The 15,655-nt window shown below is 71.4% G+C and carries 15 protein-coding genes and 1 pseudogene; 10 read left to right on the forward strand and 6 right to left on the reverse strand.

Going from position 1 to position 15,655, the window contains the following annotated elements:
- Positions 1–2: 2 nt before the first annotated feature.
- From ACILQS_RS06305 to ACILQS_RS06320, 4 genes are read right to left on the reverse strand one after another with little or no spacing between them, the layout of a single operon-like run.
- Positions 3–971 (reverse strand): AAA family ATPase, encoded by a 969-nt coding sequence (locus ACILQS_RS06305; protein WP_395639263.1) that lies wholly within the window; start codon positions 969–971, stop codon positions 3–5.
- A 21-nt stretch (positions 972–992) separates the two neighbouring features.
- The gene (locus tag ACILQS_RS06310; protein WP_395639264.1) at positions 993–2,180 is read right to left on the reverse strand and encodes a DUF4350 domain-containing protein; all 1,188 of its coding nucleotides are present in this window, start codon (positions 2,178–2,180) and stop codon (positions 993–995) included.
- Positions 2,177–2,884 (reverse strand): DUF4129 domain-containing protein, encoded by a 708-nt coding sequence (locus ACILQS_RS06315; RefSeq protein WP_395639265.1) that lies wholly within the window; start codon positions 2,882–2,884, stop codon positions 2,177–2,179. Before ACILQS_RS06315 ends, ACILQS_RS06310 begins: the two co-directional genes overlap by 4 nt.
- Positions 2,881–4,059 (reverse strand): hypothetical protein, encoded by a 1,179-nt coding sequence (locus ACILQS_RS06320; protein ID WP_395639266.1) that lies wholly within the window; start codon positions 4,057–4,059, stop codon positions 2,881–2,883. The genes ACILQS_RS06315 and ACILQS_RS06320 overlap by 4 nt, the downstream gene beginning before the upstream one ends.
- 77 nt (positions 4,060–4,136) lie before the next feature.
- Here ACILQS_RS06320 and mtrA point away from each other — a divergent pair, with 77 nt between their 5' ends.
- From mtrA to secA, 6 genes are all read left to right on the forward strand, one after another.
- Positions 4,137–4,817 (forward strand): MtrAB system response regulator MtrA, encoded by a 681-nt coding sequence (gene mtrA / locus ACILQS_RS06325; protein WP_395639267.1) that lies wholly within the window; start codon positions 4,137–4,139, stop codon positions 4,815–4,817.
- A 20-nt stretch (positions 4,818–4,837) separates the two neighbouring features.
- Positions 4,838–6,418: an MtrAB system histidine kinase MtrB gene (gene mtrB, locus ACILQS_RS06330; RefSeq protein ID WP_395639268.1), complete on the forward strand. Its 1,581-nt coding sequence runs from the start codon at positions 4,838–4,840 to the stop codon at positions 6,416–6,418.
- Positions 6,415–8,052: an LpqB family beta-propeller domain-containing protein gene (locus ACILQS_RS06335; RefSeq protein WP_395639269.1), complete on the forward strand. Its 1,638-nt coding sequence runs from the start codon at positions 6,415–6,417 to the stop codon at positions 8,050–8,052. The genes mtrB and ACILQS_RS06335 overlap by 4 nt, the downstream gene beginning before the upstream one ends.
- A 61-nt stretch (positions 8,053–8,113) precedes the next feature.
- Positions 8,114–8,767 (forward strand): ComF family protein, encoded by a 654-nt coding sequence (locus ACILQS_RS06340; protein ID WP_395639270.1) that lies wholly within the window; start codon positions 8,114–8,116, stop codon positions 8,765–8,767.
- A gap of 106 nt (positions 8,768–8,873) precedes the next feature.
- On the forward strand, positions 8,874–9,539 hold the full coding sequence (gene hpf, locus ACILQS_RS06345) for a ribosome hibernation-promoting factor, HPF/YfiA family (protein ID WP_395639271.1): 666 nt from the start codon (positions 8,874–8,876) through the stop codon (positions 9,537–9,539).
- Between the two features lie 195 nt (positions 9,540–9,734).
- Positions 9,735–12,587: a preprotein translocase subunit SecA gene (gene secA / locus ACILQS_RS06350; protein ID WP_395639272.1), complete on the forward strand. Its 2,853-nt coding sequence runs from the start codon at positions 9,735–9,737 to the stop codon at positions 12,585–12,587.
- A 4-nt stretch (positions 12,588–12,591) separates the two neighbouring features.
- Here the strand turns inward: secA and ACILQS_RS06355 are convergent, their stop codons facing one another.
- Positions 12,592–13,044 carry an Rv3235 family protein gene (locus ACILQS_RS06355; RefSeq protein WP_395639273.1) on the reverse strand — a complete coding sequence of 151 codons (453 nt, stop codon included), beginning with the start codon at positions 13,042–13,044 and terminating at the stop codon, positions 12,592–12,594.
- 206 nt (positions 13,045–13,250) lie between these two features.
- Between ACILQS_RS06355 and ACILQS_RS06360 the strand changes: the two genes are divergently transcribed.
- A complete protein-coding gene (locus ACILQS_RS06360; RefSeq protein ID WP_395639274.1) occupies positions 13,251–13,562 on the forward strand; it encodes a hypothetical protein in 312 nt (103 codons plus the stop codon).
- A gap of 86 nt (positions 13,563–13,648) precedes the next feature.
- A complete protein-coding gene (locus tag ACILQS_RS06365; protein WP_395639275.1) occupies positions 13,649–14,236 on the forward strand; it encodes a hypothetical protein in 588 nt (195 codons plus the stop codon).
- A 15-nt stretch (positions 14,237–14,251) separates the two neighbouring features.
- Here the strand turns inward: ACILQS_RS06365 and ACILQS_RS06370 are convergent, their stop codons facing one another.
- Positions 14,252–14,518 carry a helix-turn-helix domain-containing protein gene (locus ACILQS_RS06370; RefSeq protein ID WP_395639276.1) on the reverse strand — a complete coding sequence of 89 codons (267 nt, stop codon included), beginning with the start codon at positions 14,516–14,518 and terminating at the stop codon, positions 14,252–14,254.
- Between the two features lie 114 nt (positions 14,519–14,632).
- Between ACILQS_RS06370 and ACILQS_RS06375 the strand changes: the two genes are divergently transcribed.
- Positions 14,633–15,289 (forward strand): hypothetical protein, encoded by a 657-nt coding sequence (locus tag ACILQS_RS06375; RefSeq protein ID WP_395639277.1) that lies wholly within the window; start codon positions 14,633–14,635, stop codon positions 15,287–15,289.
- A pseudogene (locus ACILQS_RS06380) lies at positions 15,286–15,655 on the forward strand (hypothetical protein); the annotation flags it as partial. The gene ACILQS_RS06375 and the pseudogene ACILQS_RS06380, both read left to right, overlap by 4 nt.

Consider the following 15,655-nt stretch of genomic DNA (forward strand, 5'->3'; position numbering starts at 1 on the left):
ACCTAGATCGGCACCCGCACCTGCTGGATCACCGAGCGCAGGACGGTGTCGGGCGCGACCCCCTCCAGCTCGGCTTCGGTGCGCAATTGGATGCGGTGGCGCAGCACGGGGACGGCCATCGTCTGGATGTGGTCGGGCGTCACCCCCGGAGATCCCGAGAGCCACGCCCAGGCGCGCGACGCCGCGAGCAGCGCCGTCGTGCCACGCGGCGAGACGCCGAGCTTCACCGACGGCGACTGTCGGGTGCCGCGGGCGAGGTCGACCGCGTAGCCGAGCACATCGGGGGAGACGGTGACCCCGGCGACATCCGCCTGCGCGGCGGCGAGGGTGGCGGCATCCAGAACCGGCGTCACGCCGGCGGCGGCGAGGTCGCGCGGATTGAACCCGTTCGCGTGCCGCGTGAGCACCTCGAGTTCGACGTCGCGTTCGGGCAGGTCGAGCACGAGCTTCAGCAGGAAGCGGTCGAGCTGGGCCTCGGGCAGCGTGTACGTGCCCTCGTACTCGATCGGGTTCATCGTCGCGGCGACCAGGAACGGGCTGGGCAGCTTGCGGGTCACCCCGTCGGCCGAGACCTGTCGCTCCTCCATCGCCTCGAGCAGCGCCGACTGGGTCTTCGGGGGCGTGCGGTTGATCTCGTCGGCGAGCAGGATGTTGGTGAACACCGGCCCTTCGCGGAACTCGAACTCGCCCGACTTGGGGTCGTAGACGGCCGACCCGGTGATGTCGCCCGGCATGAGGTCGGGGGTGAACTGGATGCGCTTGGTGTCGAGGCGCATCGCCTGGCTGAGCGACCGCACGAGCAGGGTCTTGGCCACGCCGGGCACGCCTTCGAGCAGCACGTGGCCGCCGGCGAGCAGCGCGATCATCAGGCCGGTGACCGCGCCGTCCTGGCCGACGACGGCCTTGCCGACCTCGGTGCGGACGGAGGCGAGGGCGCCGCGGAGTTCGTCGGTGGTTGCCATGGGAGCCATTCTTTCGTGTGGGCGGGGAGGTCAGCGGCCGCGAGTGGACTGGATGGTGTCGGCTTCGAGTCGCAGCAGTTCGTCGGAGAGGCGCACGAGCGCGGCGTCCCCGGTCGGGATGCGGTCGACGAGGAGGTCGGACAGCCCCTCCCGATCGCGCCCGGTGAGCCGCGCGACGGTATCGATCACCTCGTCGACGGTGCTGCGCTTCGGGAGCCCGCACGCCGAGGCGAGCCGCGAGATCGTGCCGATGCGCAGGGAGTCGAGAGCGTGCTCGCGGGCTCCGGCCCGCTCGTAGAGACGCGCGCGTCCCTCCATCGTCTCGTTCGAGCGCACGATGACCGGCAGTTTCTCGGCGACGAGCGGGCCGAGTCGACGGCCCTTCCAGACGCCGGCGACGAGGGTGAGGAACAGCAGCAGCAGGATGACCGGGGTCACCCACGGGGGCGTCAGGCTCTGCGGCGTCGGCACGTCGCCGGAGTCGAGTTCGGCGAGACCGGGCAGGTACCAGACCAGGGTCTCGTCCTCACCGAGCAGGTTGAGCGCGAACGCGGCGTTGCCCGCGTCGAGCACCGCATCGTTGGTGAACGCCTGACTGACGCCGACGAGCACGACCTCGGTGCCCGCCGTGCGGGTCTGCACGACGGCGTAGATGTCGTCGCCGGTCTCGAAGCAGCCGAGCGTCTCGTTCTCGGCATCCGAGGTGTCGTAGCCGTAGGGAGTGCCCTCGACCTCTCCCGCCCGCACGGCGGCGGGCAGATCGCAGTCGGCGGGGTAGACGCCGGAGGAGGCGTCGACGTCGAGCACGACGCCCGGAGCGAAGTCGGTGAGCTCCTCGTCCCAGGGGTCCATGACGACGAGGCGGTCGGCGAGGGCGAGGAGGTCCTCGCGCTGAGCGGAGCCGAGCACGAGGTAGTAGTCGTAGACGACGAGCGTCGTCGCGCGGGGATCGATCTCGAGGTCGCGCAGGTCGGCGAGCGTCGAGGCGATCTCGACGTCGACGCCCTGCTCGCGCAGCACGTTGACGACGGCGCGCGCGCCGACCGGGCTGCCCGAGGTCGGCGAGAGGTAGTCCACGTCGCGTTGGGGTGTGCGCGTGACGGCGAACACCAGCACCGCGACGAGCACGAAGGCGAGGCCGATCGCGACCCCGATGAGGATGCCGCGCACCGGACTGCGTCGCGGGGCGACCGGCGACGGCGGAGCGGTCGTCGTCATCCGGCCGCCTCCTCGGTGAGGGCGCGCTCGGCGGCGGCGTCGAGGGCGTCGGCGGCACGGGGCCCGCGCGGCGACTTCGCGGCGCGCAGTTCGGCGGTGAGGGCCGACATCCGCTGCCACTGCTCCTCGGTGCCCGTTCTGCCCAGATACCGCACGCCGTCGAAGACCTGCGCGGCGTCCTGGAGGCGCTCGGCAGCGGCGGGGAACACCTCGCCCGCGCTGCGACCGAACTCGCGCGCGGTGGTGCCGGGGAAGGCGATGACGATCCCGCGCTCGGCGAGATCGCGGGCGAGGGAGCGGAAGACCTCGACCACCGCAGCCGTGAAGTCGCCGGCATCCGCCGCCTGCTGCGCCGCGCTGCGGATCTCGCGCGACGAGCGGTCATCGTCTTCGCCGAACAGCTCGCCGGTCACCGCGCTCCGCCGACGCAGCCGGGGCAGGCCGAAGATCGCGAAGGCGACCACGAGAGCGGCGACGACGAGCACGACGGCGAGGATGATGCCCACCGTGCCGCCCGTGTCGGCCCCGGTCGTCGGCACCTCGACGTCCGACGACCCGAGCAGATCGCGCAACCAGTCGAGCAGATCCTGGAGCCACTGCGGGGTCTCCGGCTCGGTGTACACCTCGTCGCCGCGGCCGAGCTCCTCCTCGAGCCAGCGGCGGGCCTCCTCGTCGTCGGGGCCGACGGGCACGTCGTGCCTCATGCCGACCCTCCGCCGGGGAACGGGTCGGCGACGGCGAACCCGCGCTGCCGCTCGTCGACGTAGCGGGCGAGGGTCAGGTCGAGGCCCTCGACCCGCATCCGCGAGTCCAGGTAGAACAGCGCGCCGCACACCGTCTGCACGACGAGTCCGAACGCGCCCGTCATCGCGGTCACGACGCTCAGCACGACCGTGCGCCCGGCGCCGTACCACTCGGCCTCCGTCGAGGTCGGGCCATTCGGGAAGATGAGACCCGCGGCGATGTCGAGCGCCCAGCCGACCGGCAGCACGAGGAGCGCGGTCGCCAGGCCGACGACGATCCAGACGAGCGCCTGCGACAGGTACAGCCGCCAGCCCGCGCCGCCGGTGAGCGCCCAGGAGCGCCGGATCGCCGCGCCGAGACCGTGCCCCTCGAGCGAGATCGCGGCGCTCGTGAATCCGAGGCGTGCGACGACGTAGCCGGCGCCGACGGCGAGAGCGACCACCTCGAGGAACGCGATCAGGAACGCGAAGCCGAGCCCGGCCGGTGAGCCCGCCGCGACGACCACCGGCAGCACCGCGGCCGCGGCGAGCGTGCCCGTCGCCGCGAGCAGCACGATCACCGTCCAGAGGATGAGCGCCCCGAGCCGCCCGCGCAGCCGCCAGCGCACCCCGCGGAACGAGACCCGCTCGGCCAGCAGCGCCCGCGCGGTGGGGACGACGACCAGCCCGGCGAGCAGCGCCGTCGCCGGGAAGGCCAGGGTGAGCGGCACCCACCAGCCGACGGCGCCGGCGACGCCGAGCAGGTTCTGGGCGCGCACGAAGTCCTGGTAGTACGACGCGTCGAGCGCGGCCTGCGGTCCGACGGTGAGCGCCCACTGGGCGAGCAGCACGATGCTCGTCGTCACGAGACTCAGCACGAGCGCCGGGGCGAGGGTCGTGCGCGGGGTGCGGCGCTGGAGCCGGAACGGGGCGCCGAGCACGACGCCGAGCGGGATGGGACGCAGCGGCACGAGCCCGCGTTTCGGCGGCGGAGTCCAGGCTCGGCGGGGGCGGAGGATCTCCTCGACGGGGGCGGCGCCGTCCCGGGTGGGGCCGGAGGGGGGTGCGAGCGGCACGCCCGCGGCGCCCCCGGCAGCACGTGTCGAGCCGGGAGCGGCCCACAGCTGCCCGTCGGCCGGCGTTCCGCTGTCGCTCACTCGAGCCCTTCCCTGTCCCGGACGCAGTCATGCTCTCACGCCTGACACAGTGTTCGCCTACTACTCTGGACCGCACGATGAACGCGCGCATCCTGGTGGTCGACGACGACACCGCCATCTCCGAGATGATCGGCATCGTGCTGCGTGCCGAAGGCTACGAGCCCTCGTTCGCCGCGGACGGCGCCGCAGCACTGGAATCGTTCCGGGCTTCGAACCCCGACCTCGTGCTGCTCGACCTCATGCTGCCCGGCATCGACGGCATCGAGGTCTGCGCGGCGATGCGCGCCGAGAGCGGCGTGCCGATCATCATGCTCACCGCGAAGGGCGACACCGCCGATGTCGTGCGCGGCCTCGAGAGCGGGGCCGACGACTACGTCGTGAAGCCCTTCAACCCCAAGGAGCTCGTCGCCCGCATCCGCACCCGCCTGCGGCCGACGCCCGCCACCGAGAGCGAGACCGTCGCGATCGGCGACGTCGTCATCGACGTGGCCGGCCACGAAGTGCGTCGCGACGGCGTCAAGATCGGTCTCACGCCCCTCGAGTTCCAGCTGCTGCTCGCGCTCGCCGCGAAGCCCCAGCAGGTGTTCACCCGCGAGATGCTGCTCGAGCAGGTGTGGGGTTACCACTACAAGGCCGACACCCGGCTCGTGAATGTGCACGTGCAGCGTCTGCGCGCGAAGGTCGAGCACGACCCCGACAACCCGCGCATCGTCACGACCGTGCGCGGCGTCGGCTACCGCGCGGGCGCGGTCACCTGATCTCCGCCCGCGAGACGATCATGCGGTTCGACTGGCGCGCCACTCTCGCCCGGGCCGTGCGGCTCTGGCGAGGTTCGCTCCAGCTGCGCACCGTCGCGCTCACCGTGGTCCTGTCGGCGCTCGCGGTCACGATCATCGGCGGGTACGTCGTCACGAGCGTGCGTGCGAACCTGTTCGACCAGAACACCGCCCAGGTGGTCGCCCAGGCCGGTCGGGCCATCCTGGCGGCACAGGGGGAGTTCACCCAGGCCGACGAGGCGGGGGTCGACGACGATCTCGAGCTGGTGCAGTACAACGCGTTCAGTGCGATGCGGGCGATCATCTCCTCCGACCCGCTCGTCGCGATGCTGCGCGCGCCGGGCCAGACCGGGCAGCCGCTCGTCGACGACCAGGTGAGCGGGGCGTTCTCGGAGGCCGCGATGGTCAGCGCCGCCCTCCGCACCGCGGTGGCCGACGCGGATCCCGACACGGTCGCCTGGCAGTCGATCCCGATCACCGCCGACGGGTCGACGCAGCCCGGCATCATCGTCGGCTCGCTGCTGCAGCTCCCGCAAGGGCAGACCTACGAGTTGTACGTCGTCTACAACCTGCGGCCCGTGCAGGAGACCCTCGCCTTCGTGCAGGGCTCGCTCGCCCTCGCGGGGGTCGCCCTCGTGCTGCTCATCGGCGCCGTCTCGTATCTCGTCGTGCGTCTCGTCGTCGGCCCCGTGCGCGTGGCGGCGGAGACGAGCGAGAAGCTCGCGGCCGGTCAGCTCGAGGAGAGGCTTCCGGTCGGCGGGGAGGACGAGCTGAGCACGCTGGCGCGCTCCTTCAACCGGATGGCGGACAGCCTCCAACGCCAGATCCGGCAGCTCGCCGATCTCTCCCGGGTGCAGCAGCGCTTCGTCTCCGACGTGTCCCACGAGCTGCGAACTCCGCTCACCACGATCCGGCTCGCCGGCGACGTGCTCTACGACCAGCGGGGCACCTTCCCCCCGGCGACCGCGCGCACGGCCGAGCTGCTGCACGCGCAGACCGAACGCTTCGAGACCCTGCTCGCCGACCTGCTCGAGATGAGCCGCTACGACGCCGGGGCCGTGACGCTCGAACTCGAGCCGACGAATCTGGTGCGCCTCGTCGAGGACGCGATCGACGCGGTGCGGCCGCTGGCCGACGAGAAGGAGACCGAGATCCGCCTGATCGCGCCCGGCGGTCACTTCGACGCCGATCTGGACGCCCGCCGCATCCGTCGGGTGCTGCAGAACCTCCTCGGCAACGCGATCGACCACGGGGAGTCGCGGCCGATCGACGTGCACGTCGACAGCGATCAGGATGCCGTCGCGATCGCCGTGCGCGACCACGGCATCGGGATGCCGGCCGCCGACCTCGAGCACGTCTTCGACCGCTTCTGGCGCGCCGACCCGTCACGGCAACGATCGACCGGTGGCACCGGCCTCGGACTCGCGATCGCGCTCGAGGATGCGACGGTGCACGGCGGCGTCCTGGAGGTCTGGTCGGCTCCGGCGGAGGGCAGTTGCTTCCGGTTGACCCTGCCGCGACGTCGCGGCGAGGACCTGCGCGGCTCCCCGCTCGAGCTGCCGCCCGAGGAGGTGGCGGAATGAGACGGATGTCCGCGGTTCCTGCGCTCGCCGCGCTCCTGCTGCTCGCGGGGTGCGTCAGCATCCCCACCTCCGGTGACGTGCGCACCGAGGCGATCGACTCCGATCCCCCCGAGGTGGCCACGATCACGTTGCCCGAAAGCCCGGTCGCGGGTCAGGACCAGGCCGACATCCTGCAGGGCTTCATCCGAGCCGGGCGGGCACCGCAGGGTCCGTACTCGGTGGCCCGGGAGTTCCTCGCGCCCGGCACGGAATGGAACGGCACGAGTCGGGTTCTCGTCACCACGAATCAGAGCGTGCCCGTGCCGATCGACGACGACACCCTGGGGATCACGGTGACGGTCGTCGGCGAGGTGGATGCCACGGGTCACTACACCGAGGTGCCCGGACTGACGCAGGTGCTGACCTACGACTTCACCGTCGTCGACGGGGAGAACCGGATCAGTCGTGCCGACCCCGGGACCGTCCTCAGCGAGCAAGGGTTCTCCCGGGCCTTCGACGCCTACCCCCTCTACTTCTTCGACACCTCCTTCGAGTACCTCGTCCCCGACCTGCGCTGGTTCCCGGTCACCCGCACCGTGGCCGATCGCATCGTGCGGGAGCTGCTCGTCGGGCCGGCGCCGTGGCTCCAGTCGAGCGTGCTGGTCTCGGCATTCCCGCAGGGCGTGACCGGCAAGGCCGACTACGAGGCGCCGGAGGTCAACGTCGAACTGAGCGGCGAGGTGCGGGCCGAGTCCGCGCTGACCCAGCGGCGGATGCTGCAGCAGCTCGGGGCGAGCCTCGACGTGCTCGGCAACGTCAACGAGGTGAACGTCGCGGCCGGAGAGCTGGACCTCGCGCCGAGCCCCGACTCTCCGATCGACGTCTCGTACTCGGTCGGCGACGGGGCGGTCGGCGGGGTCGACGGCCGGCTGGGCGTCCTCTCCTCCGAGGGTCTCGTCCCGCTGTCGAAGATCGGCATCCGCGCCGACGGACTCGAGTCGACGGCCGCGTCGCTCGCGCGCGACCGGGCGTCGGTCGCCCTGCTCGGCCCGGTCGGGGTGACCCTGGTCGGGGAGACCGGGGATCCCGTTCCGATCGACGCGCGCGGCGGACTCGTCGCCCCGAGCCTGGACCCCCACGGGTTCACATGGTCGGTCCCGCGGAACGATCCGTCGGGACTCCTCGTCGTCGACGCGAACGGAGACCAGCGCGCGCTCCCGCTGCCGGTGGACGGGGAGGTCATCGCCCTCGAGGTCTCCCGGGACGGCGCGCGCGTGCTGCTGGCGCTCGCCACCTCGAACGGTCCGCGCGTGACGGTGCTCGGCATCCAGCGCGACGCGGATCTGCTGCCCGTCGCCTTCGGCACCGCCTACGACCTGGATGTCGACGGTCCCGTGATCGACATCGCCTGGGTGGACGGTGCGCACGTCGCGGTGCTGTGGGCCGACGACGGCGGCTCGCGGGCCGACGTGCTCGCCCTCGGCGGTCCGCGCGAGCCGCTCGGCGAGATCGACGGCGCCGTCTCGATCGTCGGCGGCAACCTGGTGGCCGGCATCCGGGTGCTTCTCGGCGACGGTTCGGTGTGGCGCCCGAGCGAAGCCGGCGGCTGGCGCGACACGGGTCTCGTCGCGTCCTTCCTCGCCACGCAGCAGTAGGTTTTCCCCGGTTCGGACGCCGTGTGCTCGGCCGTCCCCGGCCAGAGGCGACGCTGGCCGGATGCGGCTTCTCGACGCGCTCGCGTTCGCTTTCCCGGTGCCGTGCGCGGGATGCGGGCTCGAGGGCCGCGCGCTGTGCGGGGCGTGCGCACCCGCGTTGGCCGCACGCGTCACCACCTCGTCGCGACCGGGCGTCGGACCCGTCTCGGCCGGCCTCGCCTACGAAGGGGTGGCCCGTGCCGCGATGCTCGCCCTGAAGGAGGAGGGGCGGGCGGGGCTCGCGTCGGCGCTCGCCGTGCCCTTCGCCGCGGCGGTGTCCTCGGCGCTCGCCGCGGCACCCGACGTGCGACTCGTCGCCGTCCCGTCATCCCGGGCCGCGCGTCGCCGGCGCGGCTTCGAGCCGGTGCGGATGCTGGCGGCCCGCGCCGGCATCCGACTGTCCCCGCTGTTCCTCCCGGCGCGCCCGCACGCCGTGCAGAAGGGGCTCGGGGTCGCCGAGCGCGCCCGCAACCTCGACGGGGTGTTCGCGCTCGCCCGGCCGGTCGACGGCCTGCGGGTGCTGCTCGTCGACGACGTCGTGACCACCGGGGCCACCCTCGCGGCGGCTGCGGACGTGCTGCGCGGGGCGGGTGCCGAGGTCGTCGGGGCGGCCGTCCTGGCGGCCACCCCACGTCGCGACGGACGCTCATCGGGAACACTCAGCAACTCAGTGTGATCTTCCCGTGACATCCCGAGGGTGCGGGTCTACGGTGAGGAAAAGGCACTCATGGCGGGGCCTCACGAGGTTCCGGCGGATGCCGCGCAACTGAAGGAGGACGCCCATGGACATCACCATCACCGGTCGCGGAGTCGAGATCCCGGATCGGTTCGAGGATTACGCCACGGAGAAATCCGAGAAGGTCGCCCACCTCGCCGACAAGGCGATCGTCCTCGAGATCCGCGTCATCCGGCACCACGAGACCGGGGGAACGACCGGTGACGACCGGGTCGAGCTGACGCTCATCGGCCCCGGTCCCGTCGTCCGCGCCGAAGCGGCCGCGAGCGACAAGTACGCCGCCTTCGACCTCGCCCTCGACAAGCTGCTCGAGCGCATCCGGCAGGCGAAGGACCGCAAGAAGATCCACCGCGGGGCGCGTCGGCCCGAATCCCTCGGGGAGGCCGCGAGCAGCGGTCGGGTCGCCGAGCTCGTGCCGGCGAGCACGGCACTGCTCGAAGCGGTCGCCACCGGCGAGATCCCCGTCGCCACGGAGGAGACCGAGGAGGACTGGAGCCCGGTCGTCATCCGCCAGAAGGTCTTCCCCGCGGCGCGCATGACGCATGAGGATGCCGTCGACCACATGGAACTCGTCGGCCACGACTTCTTCCTCTTCATCGACGCGACGACCGACAACCCGGCGGTGGTCTACCGCCGCAAGGGCTGGAACTACGGGGTGATCTCGCTCGATGAACAGGCGGATGAGGTCGGCACCAAGCGCAAGCGGCGGTGACGTGACCCGACGGCCGAGACGGCCGTCGGCGCTGGGACCGCGGCGGAGGCGCGAAAGCGCCTCCGCTCTCAGCGAAGTCCGCGCGCAGCGAACCGCCTCCGATTGTCAGGGAGGCGGTTCGCTACGCTTGCTAGAGTCACACCCCGATAACGGCGCGTCTTCGGCGTGCCGTCGGTAGAGCGAGTGGAGCACCCGTTGGCGAACGTTCTGGAGAGAGTCCTCCGCGTCGGCGAAGGCCGCACCCTCCGTCGGCTGAAGCATTTCGCGGAAGCCATCAACCACCTCGAGGAGCACTTCGAGGACCTCAGCGACGACGAGCTGCGCGACGAGACGAAGCAGTTCCGCGACCGTTACGCCGACGGGGAGTCGCTCGACGACCTGCTGCCCGAGGCTTTCGCGGCGGTGCGCGAGGCGAGCAAGCGCACCCTGGGCCTGCGGCCGTTCGACGTGCAGCTGATGGGTGGGGCGAACCTCCACCTCGGCAACATCTCCGAGATGAAGACCGGTGAGGGCAAGACCCTGACCGCGACGACCGCCGCCTACCTCAACGCGATCGCCGGCAAGGGCGTGCACGTCGTCACCGTCAACGACTACCTCGCGTCGTACCAGTCGGAGCTGATGGGTCGCGTCTTCCGCGCCCTCGGGATGACGACCGGCTGCATCCTCGCCGGACAGACCCCCGCCGAACGTCGCGAGCAGTACGCCGCCGACGTCACCTATGGCACCAACAACGAGTTCGGCTTCGACTACCTGCGCGACAACATGGCCTGGCAGACCGCCGACATGGTGCAGCGCGGCCACTTCTTCGCGATCGTCGACGAGGTCGACTCGATCCTCATCGACGAGGCGCGCACGCCGCTCATCATCTCCGGCCCGGCGTCGGGCGAGGCGAACCGCTGGTTCGGCGAGTTCGCGAACGTCGCCAAGCGGCTCGTCGAGGGCGAGGACTACGAGGTCGACGAGAAGAAGCGCACCGTCGGCGTGCTCGAGCCCGGCATCGAGAAGGTCGAGGACTACCTCGGCATCGACAACCTCTACGAGTCGGCCAACACCCCGCTCATCTCGTTCCTCAACAACTCGATCAAGGCGAAGGCCCTGTTCAAGAAGGACAAGGACTACGTCGTGATGAACGGCGAGGTGCTCATCGTCGACGAGCACACCGGCCGCATCCTCGTCGGACGTCGCTACTCCGAGGGCATCCACCAGGCCATCGAGGCCAAGGAGAACGTGCAGGTCAAGGCCGAGAACCAGACCCTCGCGACGGTCACCCTGCAGAACTACTTCCGCCTCTACACGAAGCTCGCCGGCATGACCGGTACCGCCGAGACCGAGGCCGCCGAGTTCATGGCGACCTACAAGCTCGGGGTGGTGCCGATCCCGACGAACAAGCCGATGATCCGCCAGGACCAGTCCGACCTCGTCTACAAGAACGAGGCGATCAAGTTCCAGCAGGTGGTCGAGGACATCGTCGAGCGCCACCGCACGGGCCAGCCGATCCTCGTCGGCACGACGAGCGTCGAGAAGAGCGACGAGCTCTCGAAGCTGCTCGCCAAGCGCGGCATCAAGCACGAGGTGCTGAACGCCAAGAACCACGCCCGCGAGGCCGCGATCATCGCCCAGGCCGGTCAGGTCGGCGCCGTCACCGTCGCCACCAACATGGCCGGACGTGGCACCGACGTCATGCTCGGCGGCAACGCCGAGTTCATCGCCACCTCGAAGATGCACGAGCTCGGCCTCTCCCCGGTGGACACTCCGGAGGAGTACGAGGCGCAGTGGGATGCCGTCTTCGCCGAGGTCAAGCGCGAGGTCGAGGCGGCGGCGGCGAAGGTCGTCGAGGCCGGAGGTCTCTACGTGCTCGGCACCGAGCGGCACGAGTCCCGCCGCATCGACAACCAGCTGCGCGGTCGTTCCGGTCGCCAGGGCGACCCGGGTGAGAGCCGCTTCTACCTGTCGCTGCAGGACGACCTGATGCGCCTGTTCAACGCCGGCGCCGTCGAGAACCTGCTCGGGCGTTCGGGAGTCCCCGACGACGTCGCGATCGAGCACAAGTTCGTCTCGCGCGCGATCCGGTCGGCGCAGTCGCAGGTCGAGGGTCGCAACGCCGAGATCCGCAAGAACGTGCTCAAGTACGACGACGTGCTCAACCGCCAGCGCGACGCGATCTACACCGACCGCCGCCGCATCCTCGAAGGCGACGACCTGCACGAGCGCGTGCAGCAGTTCCTGACCCGGGTGCTCACCGAGGTCATCGACGAGCACACGTCGGAGGGCACGAGCGACGACTGGGATCTCGACGCGCTGTGGACCGAGCTGAAGACCCTCTACCCGGTGTCGATCACGATCGACGAGGTGCTGAGCGAGGTCGGCAGCAAGGGCCAGCTGAAGGCGAAGCGCCTCACCGAGGAGATCCTCTCGGATGCCGAGGTCGCCTACCGGAAGCGCGAAGAACAGCTCGGGGCCCCCGCGATGCGCGAGCTCGAGCGCCGCGTCGTGCTCTCGGTCATCGACCGCAAGTGGCGCGACCACCTCTATGAGATGGACTACCTGAAGGACGGGATCGGCCTGCGCGCGATGGCGCAGCGCGACCCGCTCGTCGAGTACCAGCGGGAGGGCTACGCGCTCTTCCAGAGCATGATGGGCGCCATCCGCGAGGAGGCGATCGGCTTCCTGTTCAACCTCGAGGTGCAGGTCACCGGCGACGCCGCGGGCCAGGCGCGGATCGCCGCGCGCGGCCTCAACGCCGAGCAGCCCCCGCAGCAGAACCTGTCGTACTCGGCGCCGAGCGCCGACGCCCAGGGCGAGGTCGAGGTGCGCAACCAGCGCGGCCAGGTCGAGGCTCGGGCCACCGCTCTCGCGCAGCAGCAGGCGGCGCAGCAGAATGCGGCGTTCGCTCGCCAGGCTCCGACCCAGCAGCCGGCCCCGCAGCAGGGTCGCCCGGGTGCGGCTCCCGCGCAGCGCGGGGCGTTCGGGCAGAAGGGCGACGGCGCTCCCGCCGCCCCGGTGCCGCAGAACCGGGCCCAGCGCCGGGCGCAGGAGAAGAAGCGCTGATCTCTTAGAGGACGTGGATGGCGGTCGCCCGCCAGCGCCGGTCGAGCCCCTCGAGCCGGAGTGCGACGGCGCGCACTCGTGCCCGCCCGCGCACGACGACCGTGGCCTCGACGATCCCGTCGCGCGGCTCGCAGACGATGATCGAGCCGATCGTGAAGGTCGGCCGCAGCGCCGGAGCGCCCTTGGCCTGGCGTGCCCGGGATGACAGGACGACGCGCTTGAGCAGATGCCGGTAGACGTCATCGGTGAGCCAGCGGGCGATCTGGTCGAGTTCGCGGGCGCCGGCGAGGATCTCGATGACGCAGCGCGTCAGGTTCTCGATGAGCGGCCGGGGGTCGGGCAGCGCCGAGGTCGGGGTCGGCTGCTGATCGAAGAAGTCGTCGGCCGCGAACCGCGGCTCGAGTCGGAGCGCAGCTGTGCCGTCGAACGCGGTCTGCGCCGCCTGCTGGTGAGTCATCCGTAGCCTCCTGATCGGTTCCGGTGCGTCCCGTCCCAGCGGGATGCCTCATCCGACCACGCCTCCCCAGGGGCGTAAATGGGAACTACTTCCCACTGTGGATAACCTCGCCCGTCGGGAGTGGGGCGTGGATAACGTCGCGCCGTGCGCTGGCAGAAGCCCTCGGCGCTGTGGACGCCCATTCCGGAGTCGGCCAGTCTGGACTCATGGATCTGGAACCGCGACTACCGGAGTGGCCGACATTCGGTCGGGAGCCCGACCTTTCGCCCGAAGCGGTAGATGTGAAGCTGCCGACGACGCTCTCGCTCGACGAAGCGTTCCGAGCGGCGTTCTACCTGGTCGAGCGGTACCTCGCGGTGGAGGATCAGCCGAGTGATGATCTGGTCCTCTTCATGCAGTACATGCGATCCGACCCGGCGCGGCTCGGTGACTGGATGAACTCGGTGCGACGTGCGCTGACCGACGGCGGCGCTGCCAACGGCTACATGCACCTGGAGCAGGGCGGCATCGAGTCCTGAGCGGGCTGTGGAAAGCGACTCGGCGACGCTAGGTTGCGTCACTACTCTGACCGCATGACGGCCGCGCGAGTATCGGGATAGCCCGGATGCGCTGGCAGAACCTCTTCGACGACCTCGAGAGCCAGCTCGAGAGCGAGCTCGGGGCCGAGGAGGTCGACCTGCTGGCCGAGGAGGAGCGACTGCGCCTCGGGCGGCTCACGCTCCGAGACCGCGTCCGGGCCGTGCACGCCGACGCGCCGGCATCCCCTCTGGTTCTCACCCTCCGCGGACCCGAGCGGGTCTCGATCACGGTCGCCGCGATCGGGCGCGACTGGATCGCGGGCGAACTGGATGCCGGAGCGCTGCGATCGGCGATCGTGCCGCTGGCGGCGGTGTCGACCCTCGATCCCGTCGGCGGTCAGCTGGCCGCGAGCCTGCGCCTCGACCCCGCGCCCGAACCGCCGACCGCGCTCTCGGCCCGGCTGGGTCTCGCGTTCGTGCTGCGCGACCTGTGTCGGCGGCGCGCTCCCGTCGAGATCGGGGTCGGCGGGGAGCGATGGCACGGCACGATCGATCGCGTCGGCCGCGATCACCTTGACCTCGCCGAGCACGCGCCGGGGGAGCCGCGTCGCACGGCGTCGGTGTCCCGCATCCGGATCGTCGCGTTCGCCGCGCTCGACCTCGTGCGGTTCTGAACGCGCTCGGGGCGGCTAGCGGTCGCCGAAGAGCTCGGCGACGTCGGCGTACTCCGCCTGTTGCCACATCCCGCGGCGGCGGTTCTCTTCGTACTTGCCCGCGATGTAGGCGTCGAGGACCGAGTGCTCGACCCGCCAGTGGCCGCTCGCGCCGATCTTGATCGCCGGCAGCTCGCCCGACCGCACCAGCGCGTAGGCCTGGTGCACCGAGATCGCGAGCACCGTCGCGACATCGGCGAGGGTGAGGAAACGCGCGAGTCCGGCGGGATCGGAGTGCGTCATGGTCCGATTATCCGCCGCACGTCAGGTCGCGAACCGGGGTGTGGAGAACTTCCGCCGTCGGAATCGGCGACGGGTGAGCATGGGCCCGTCCACGCCACTTCTCCGGAGGAATCGATGAACGAGCCCGGCCCCAGCCCCCGCCGTCGCTTCGCCCTCGACGTGCGGCTCGTGATCGGACTGCTGCTGGTCGCCGCTTCGGTCGCCGCGGTGACGCTGCTCGTCGGAGCGGCCGACACCCGGGTCGTCGTCTACGCGGCCGGCGAGTCGCTCGCGCCGGGCGATCGGGTCGACGCCGGCGACCTCGTGGAACGGAGCGTGGCCCTCGACGGCGCCGAGGAGCTCTACCTCGGCGTCGGCGACATCCCCGACGACGGGATCGTCGTGGCGCAACCCGTCGCCGCCGGGCAACTCGTGCCGGTCTCGGCCGCGGGCTCCGTCGACGGACAGCGGGCCACCTCGCTCGTGCTCCAACTCGCCGGACCCGTCAGCACCGTCGTCGAGACCGGCAGCCTCGTGGATGTCTGGAGCGTCGCGCTGCCCGAGGGCGGCGCTCTCGACGACACCCAGGCCGGCACCCCGGTGGTGCTCGTCTCGCAGGCCACGGTCGTGCGCGTGCTCGAAGACGAGACACTCATCGCCGGCTCGGGTGGTGCCGCGTCGACCGTCGAGGTGCTCGTGCCGCGCACCCGCGTCGCCCGGCTGCTCCAGGCGATCGCGCAGGGCGATGCGCTCGCGGTCGTGCCGTCGGGACTGCCGCTGGGGTCGTCGTGAGCGACGTCGGGCTCGCCCTCCCGGTCGCCGACGTCGATCGTCTCGGGGCGGAGGCGCAGCGCTTCGGGCACCGCGTCGTCGCCGAGGTGGCGGATGCGGACGCGCTCGCCCCGAAGATCGCGCTCGCGAAGCCGGAGGTCGTGATCGCGGCGGCCTCGGCGCCGCACCTGAGCGCCCGGCTGGTCGCCGCCTGCGATGCGCACGGCGTGCGGCTCGTGGTCGTGGGCGACTCCCCGCGCGAGCGACGGTTCGCGGCCGCACTGGGCGTCGTCGACCCCGTGCCCGGGCCGCCCGCCTGGACGCTGCTGACGCCCGGCACCGGCATCCCGGCCGCACTGGTGAGCCCGCCACCGCCGGCGTCGCTGC

It is taken from the genome of Pseudolysinimonas sp., from assembly GCF_044239695.1.
Taxonomy (GTDB): domain Bacteria; phylum Actinomycetota; class Actinomycetes; order Actinomycetales; family Microbacteriaceae; genus Pseudolysinimonas_A.

What these genes read in the sequence shown, in the direction of transcription:
- ACILQS_RS06305 (WP_395639263.1), bottom strand. Translation starts at nt 971, where the DNA reads ATGGCTCCCATGGCAACCACCGACGAACTCCGCGGCGCCCTCGCCTCC.
- ACILQS_RS06310 (WP_395639264.1), bottom strand. Translation starts at nt 2,180, where the DNA reads ATGACGACGACCGCTCCGCCGTCGCCGGTCGCCCCGCGACGCAGTCCG.
- ACILQS_RS06315 (WP_395639265.1), bottom strand. Translation starts at nt 2,884, where the DNA reads ATGAGGCACGACGTGCCCGTCGGCCCCGACGACGAGGAGGCCCGCCGC.
- mtrA (WP_395639267.1), top strand. Translation starts at nt 4,137, where the DNA reads ATGAACGCGCGCATCCTGGTGGTCGACGACGACACCGCCATCTCCGAG.
- mtrB (WP_395639268.1), top strand. Translation starts at nt 4,838, where the DNA reads ATGCGGTTCGACTGGCGCGCCACTCTCGCCCGGGCCGTGCGGCTCTGG.
- ACILQS_RS06335 (WP_395639269.1), top strand. Translation starts at nt 6,415, where the DNA reads ATGAGACGGATGTCCGCGGTTCCTGCGCTCGCCGCGCTCCTGCTGCTC.
- ACILQS_RS06340 (WP_395639270.1), top strand. Translation starts at nt 8,114, where the DNA reads ATGCGGCTTCTCGACGCGCTCGCGTTCGCTTTCCCGGTGCCGTGCGCG.
- hpf (WP_395639271.1), top strand. Translation starts at nt 8,874, where the DNA reads ATGGACATCACCATCACCGGTCGCGGAGTCGAGATCCCGGATCGGTTC.
- ACILQS_RS06355 (WP_395639273.1), bottom strand. Translation starts at nt 13,044, where the DNA reads ATGACTCACCAGCAGGCGGCGCAGACCGCGTTCGACGGCACAGCTGCG.
- ACILQS_RS06360 (WP_395639274.1), top strand. Translation starts at nt 13,251, where the DNA reads ATGGATCTGGAACCGCGACTACCGGAGTGGCCGACATTCGGTCGGGAG.
- ACILQS_RS06365 (WP_395639275.1), top strand. Translation starts at nt 13,649, where the DNA reads ATGCGCTGGCAGAACCTCTTCGACGACCTCGAGAGCCAGCTCGAGAGC.
- ACILQS_RS06370 (WP_395639276.1), bottom strand. Translation starts at nt 14,518, where the DNA reads ATGACGCACTCCGATCCCGCCGGACTCGCGCGTTTCCTCACCCTCGCC.
- ACILQS_RS06375 (WP_395639277.1), top strand. Translation starts at nt 14,633, where the DNA reads ATGAACGAGCCCGGCCCCAGCCCCCGCCGTCGCTTCGCCCTCGACGTG.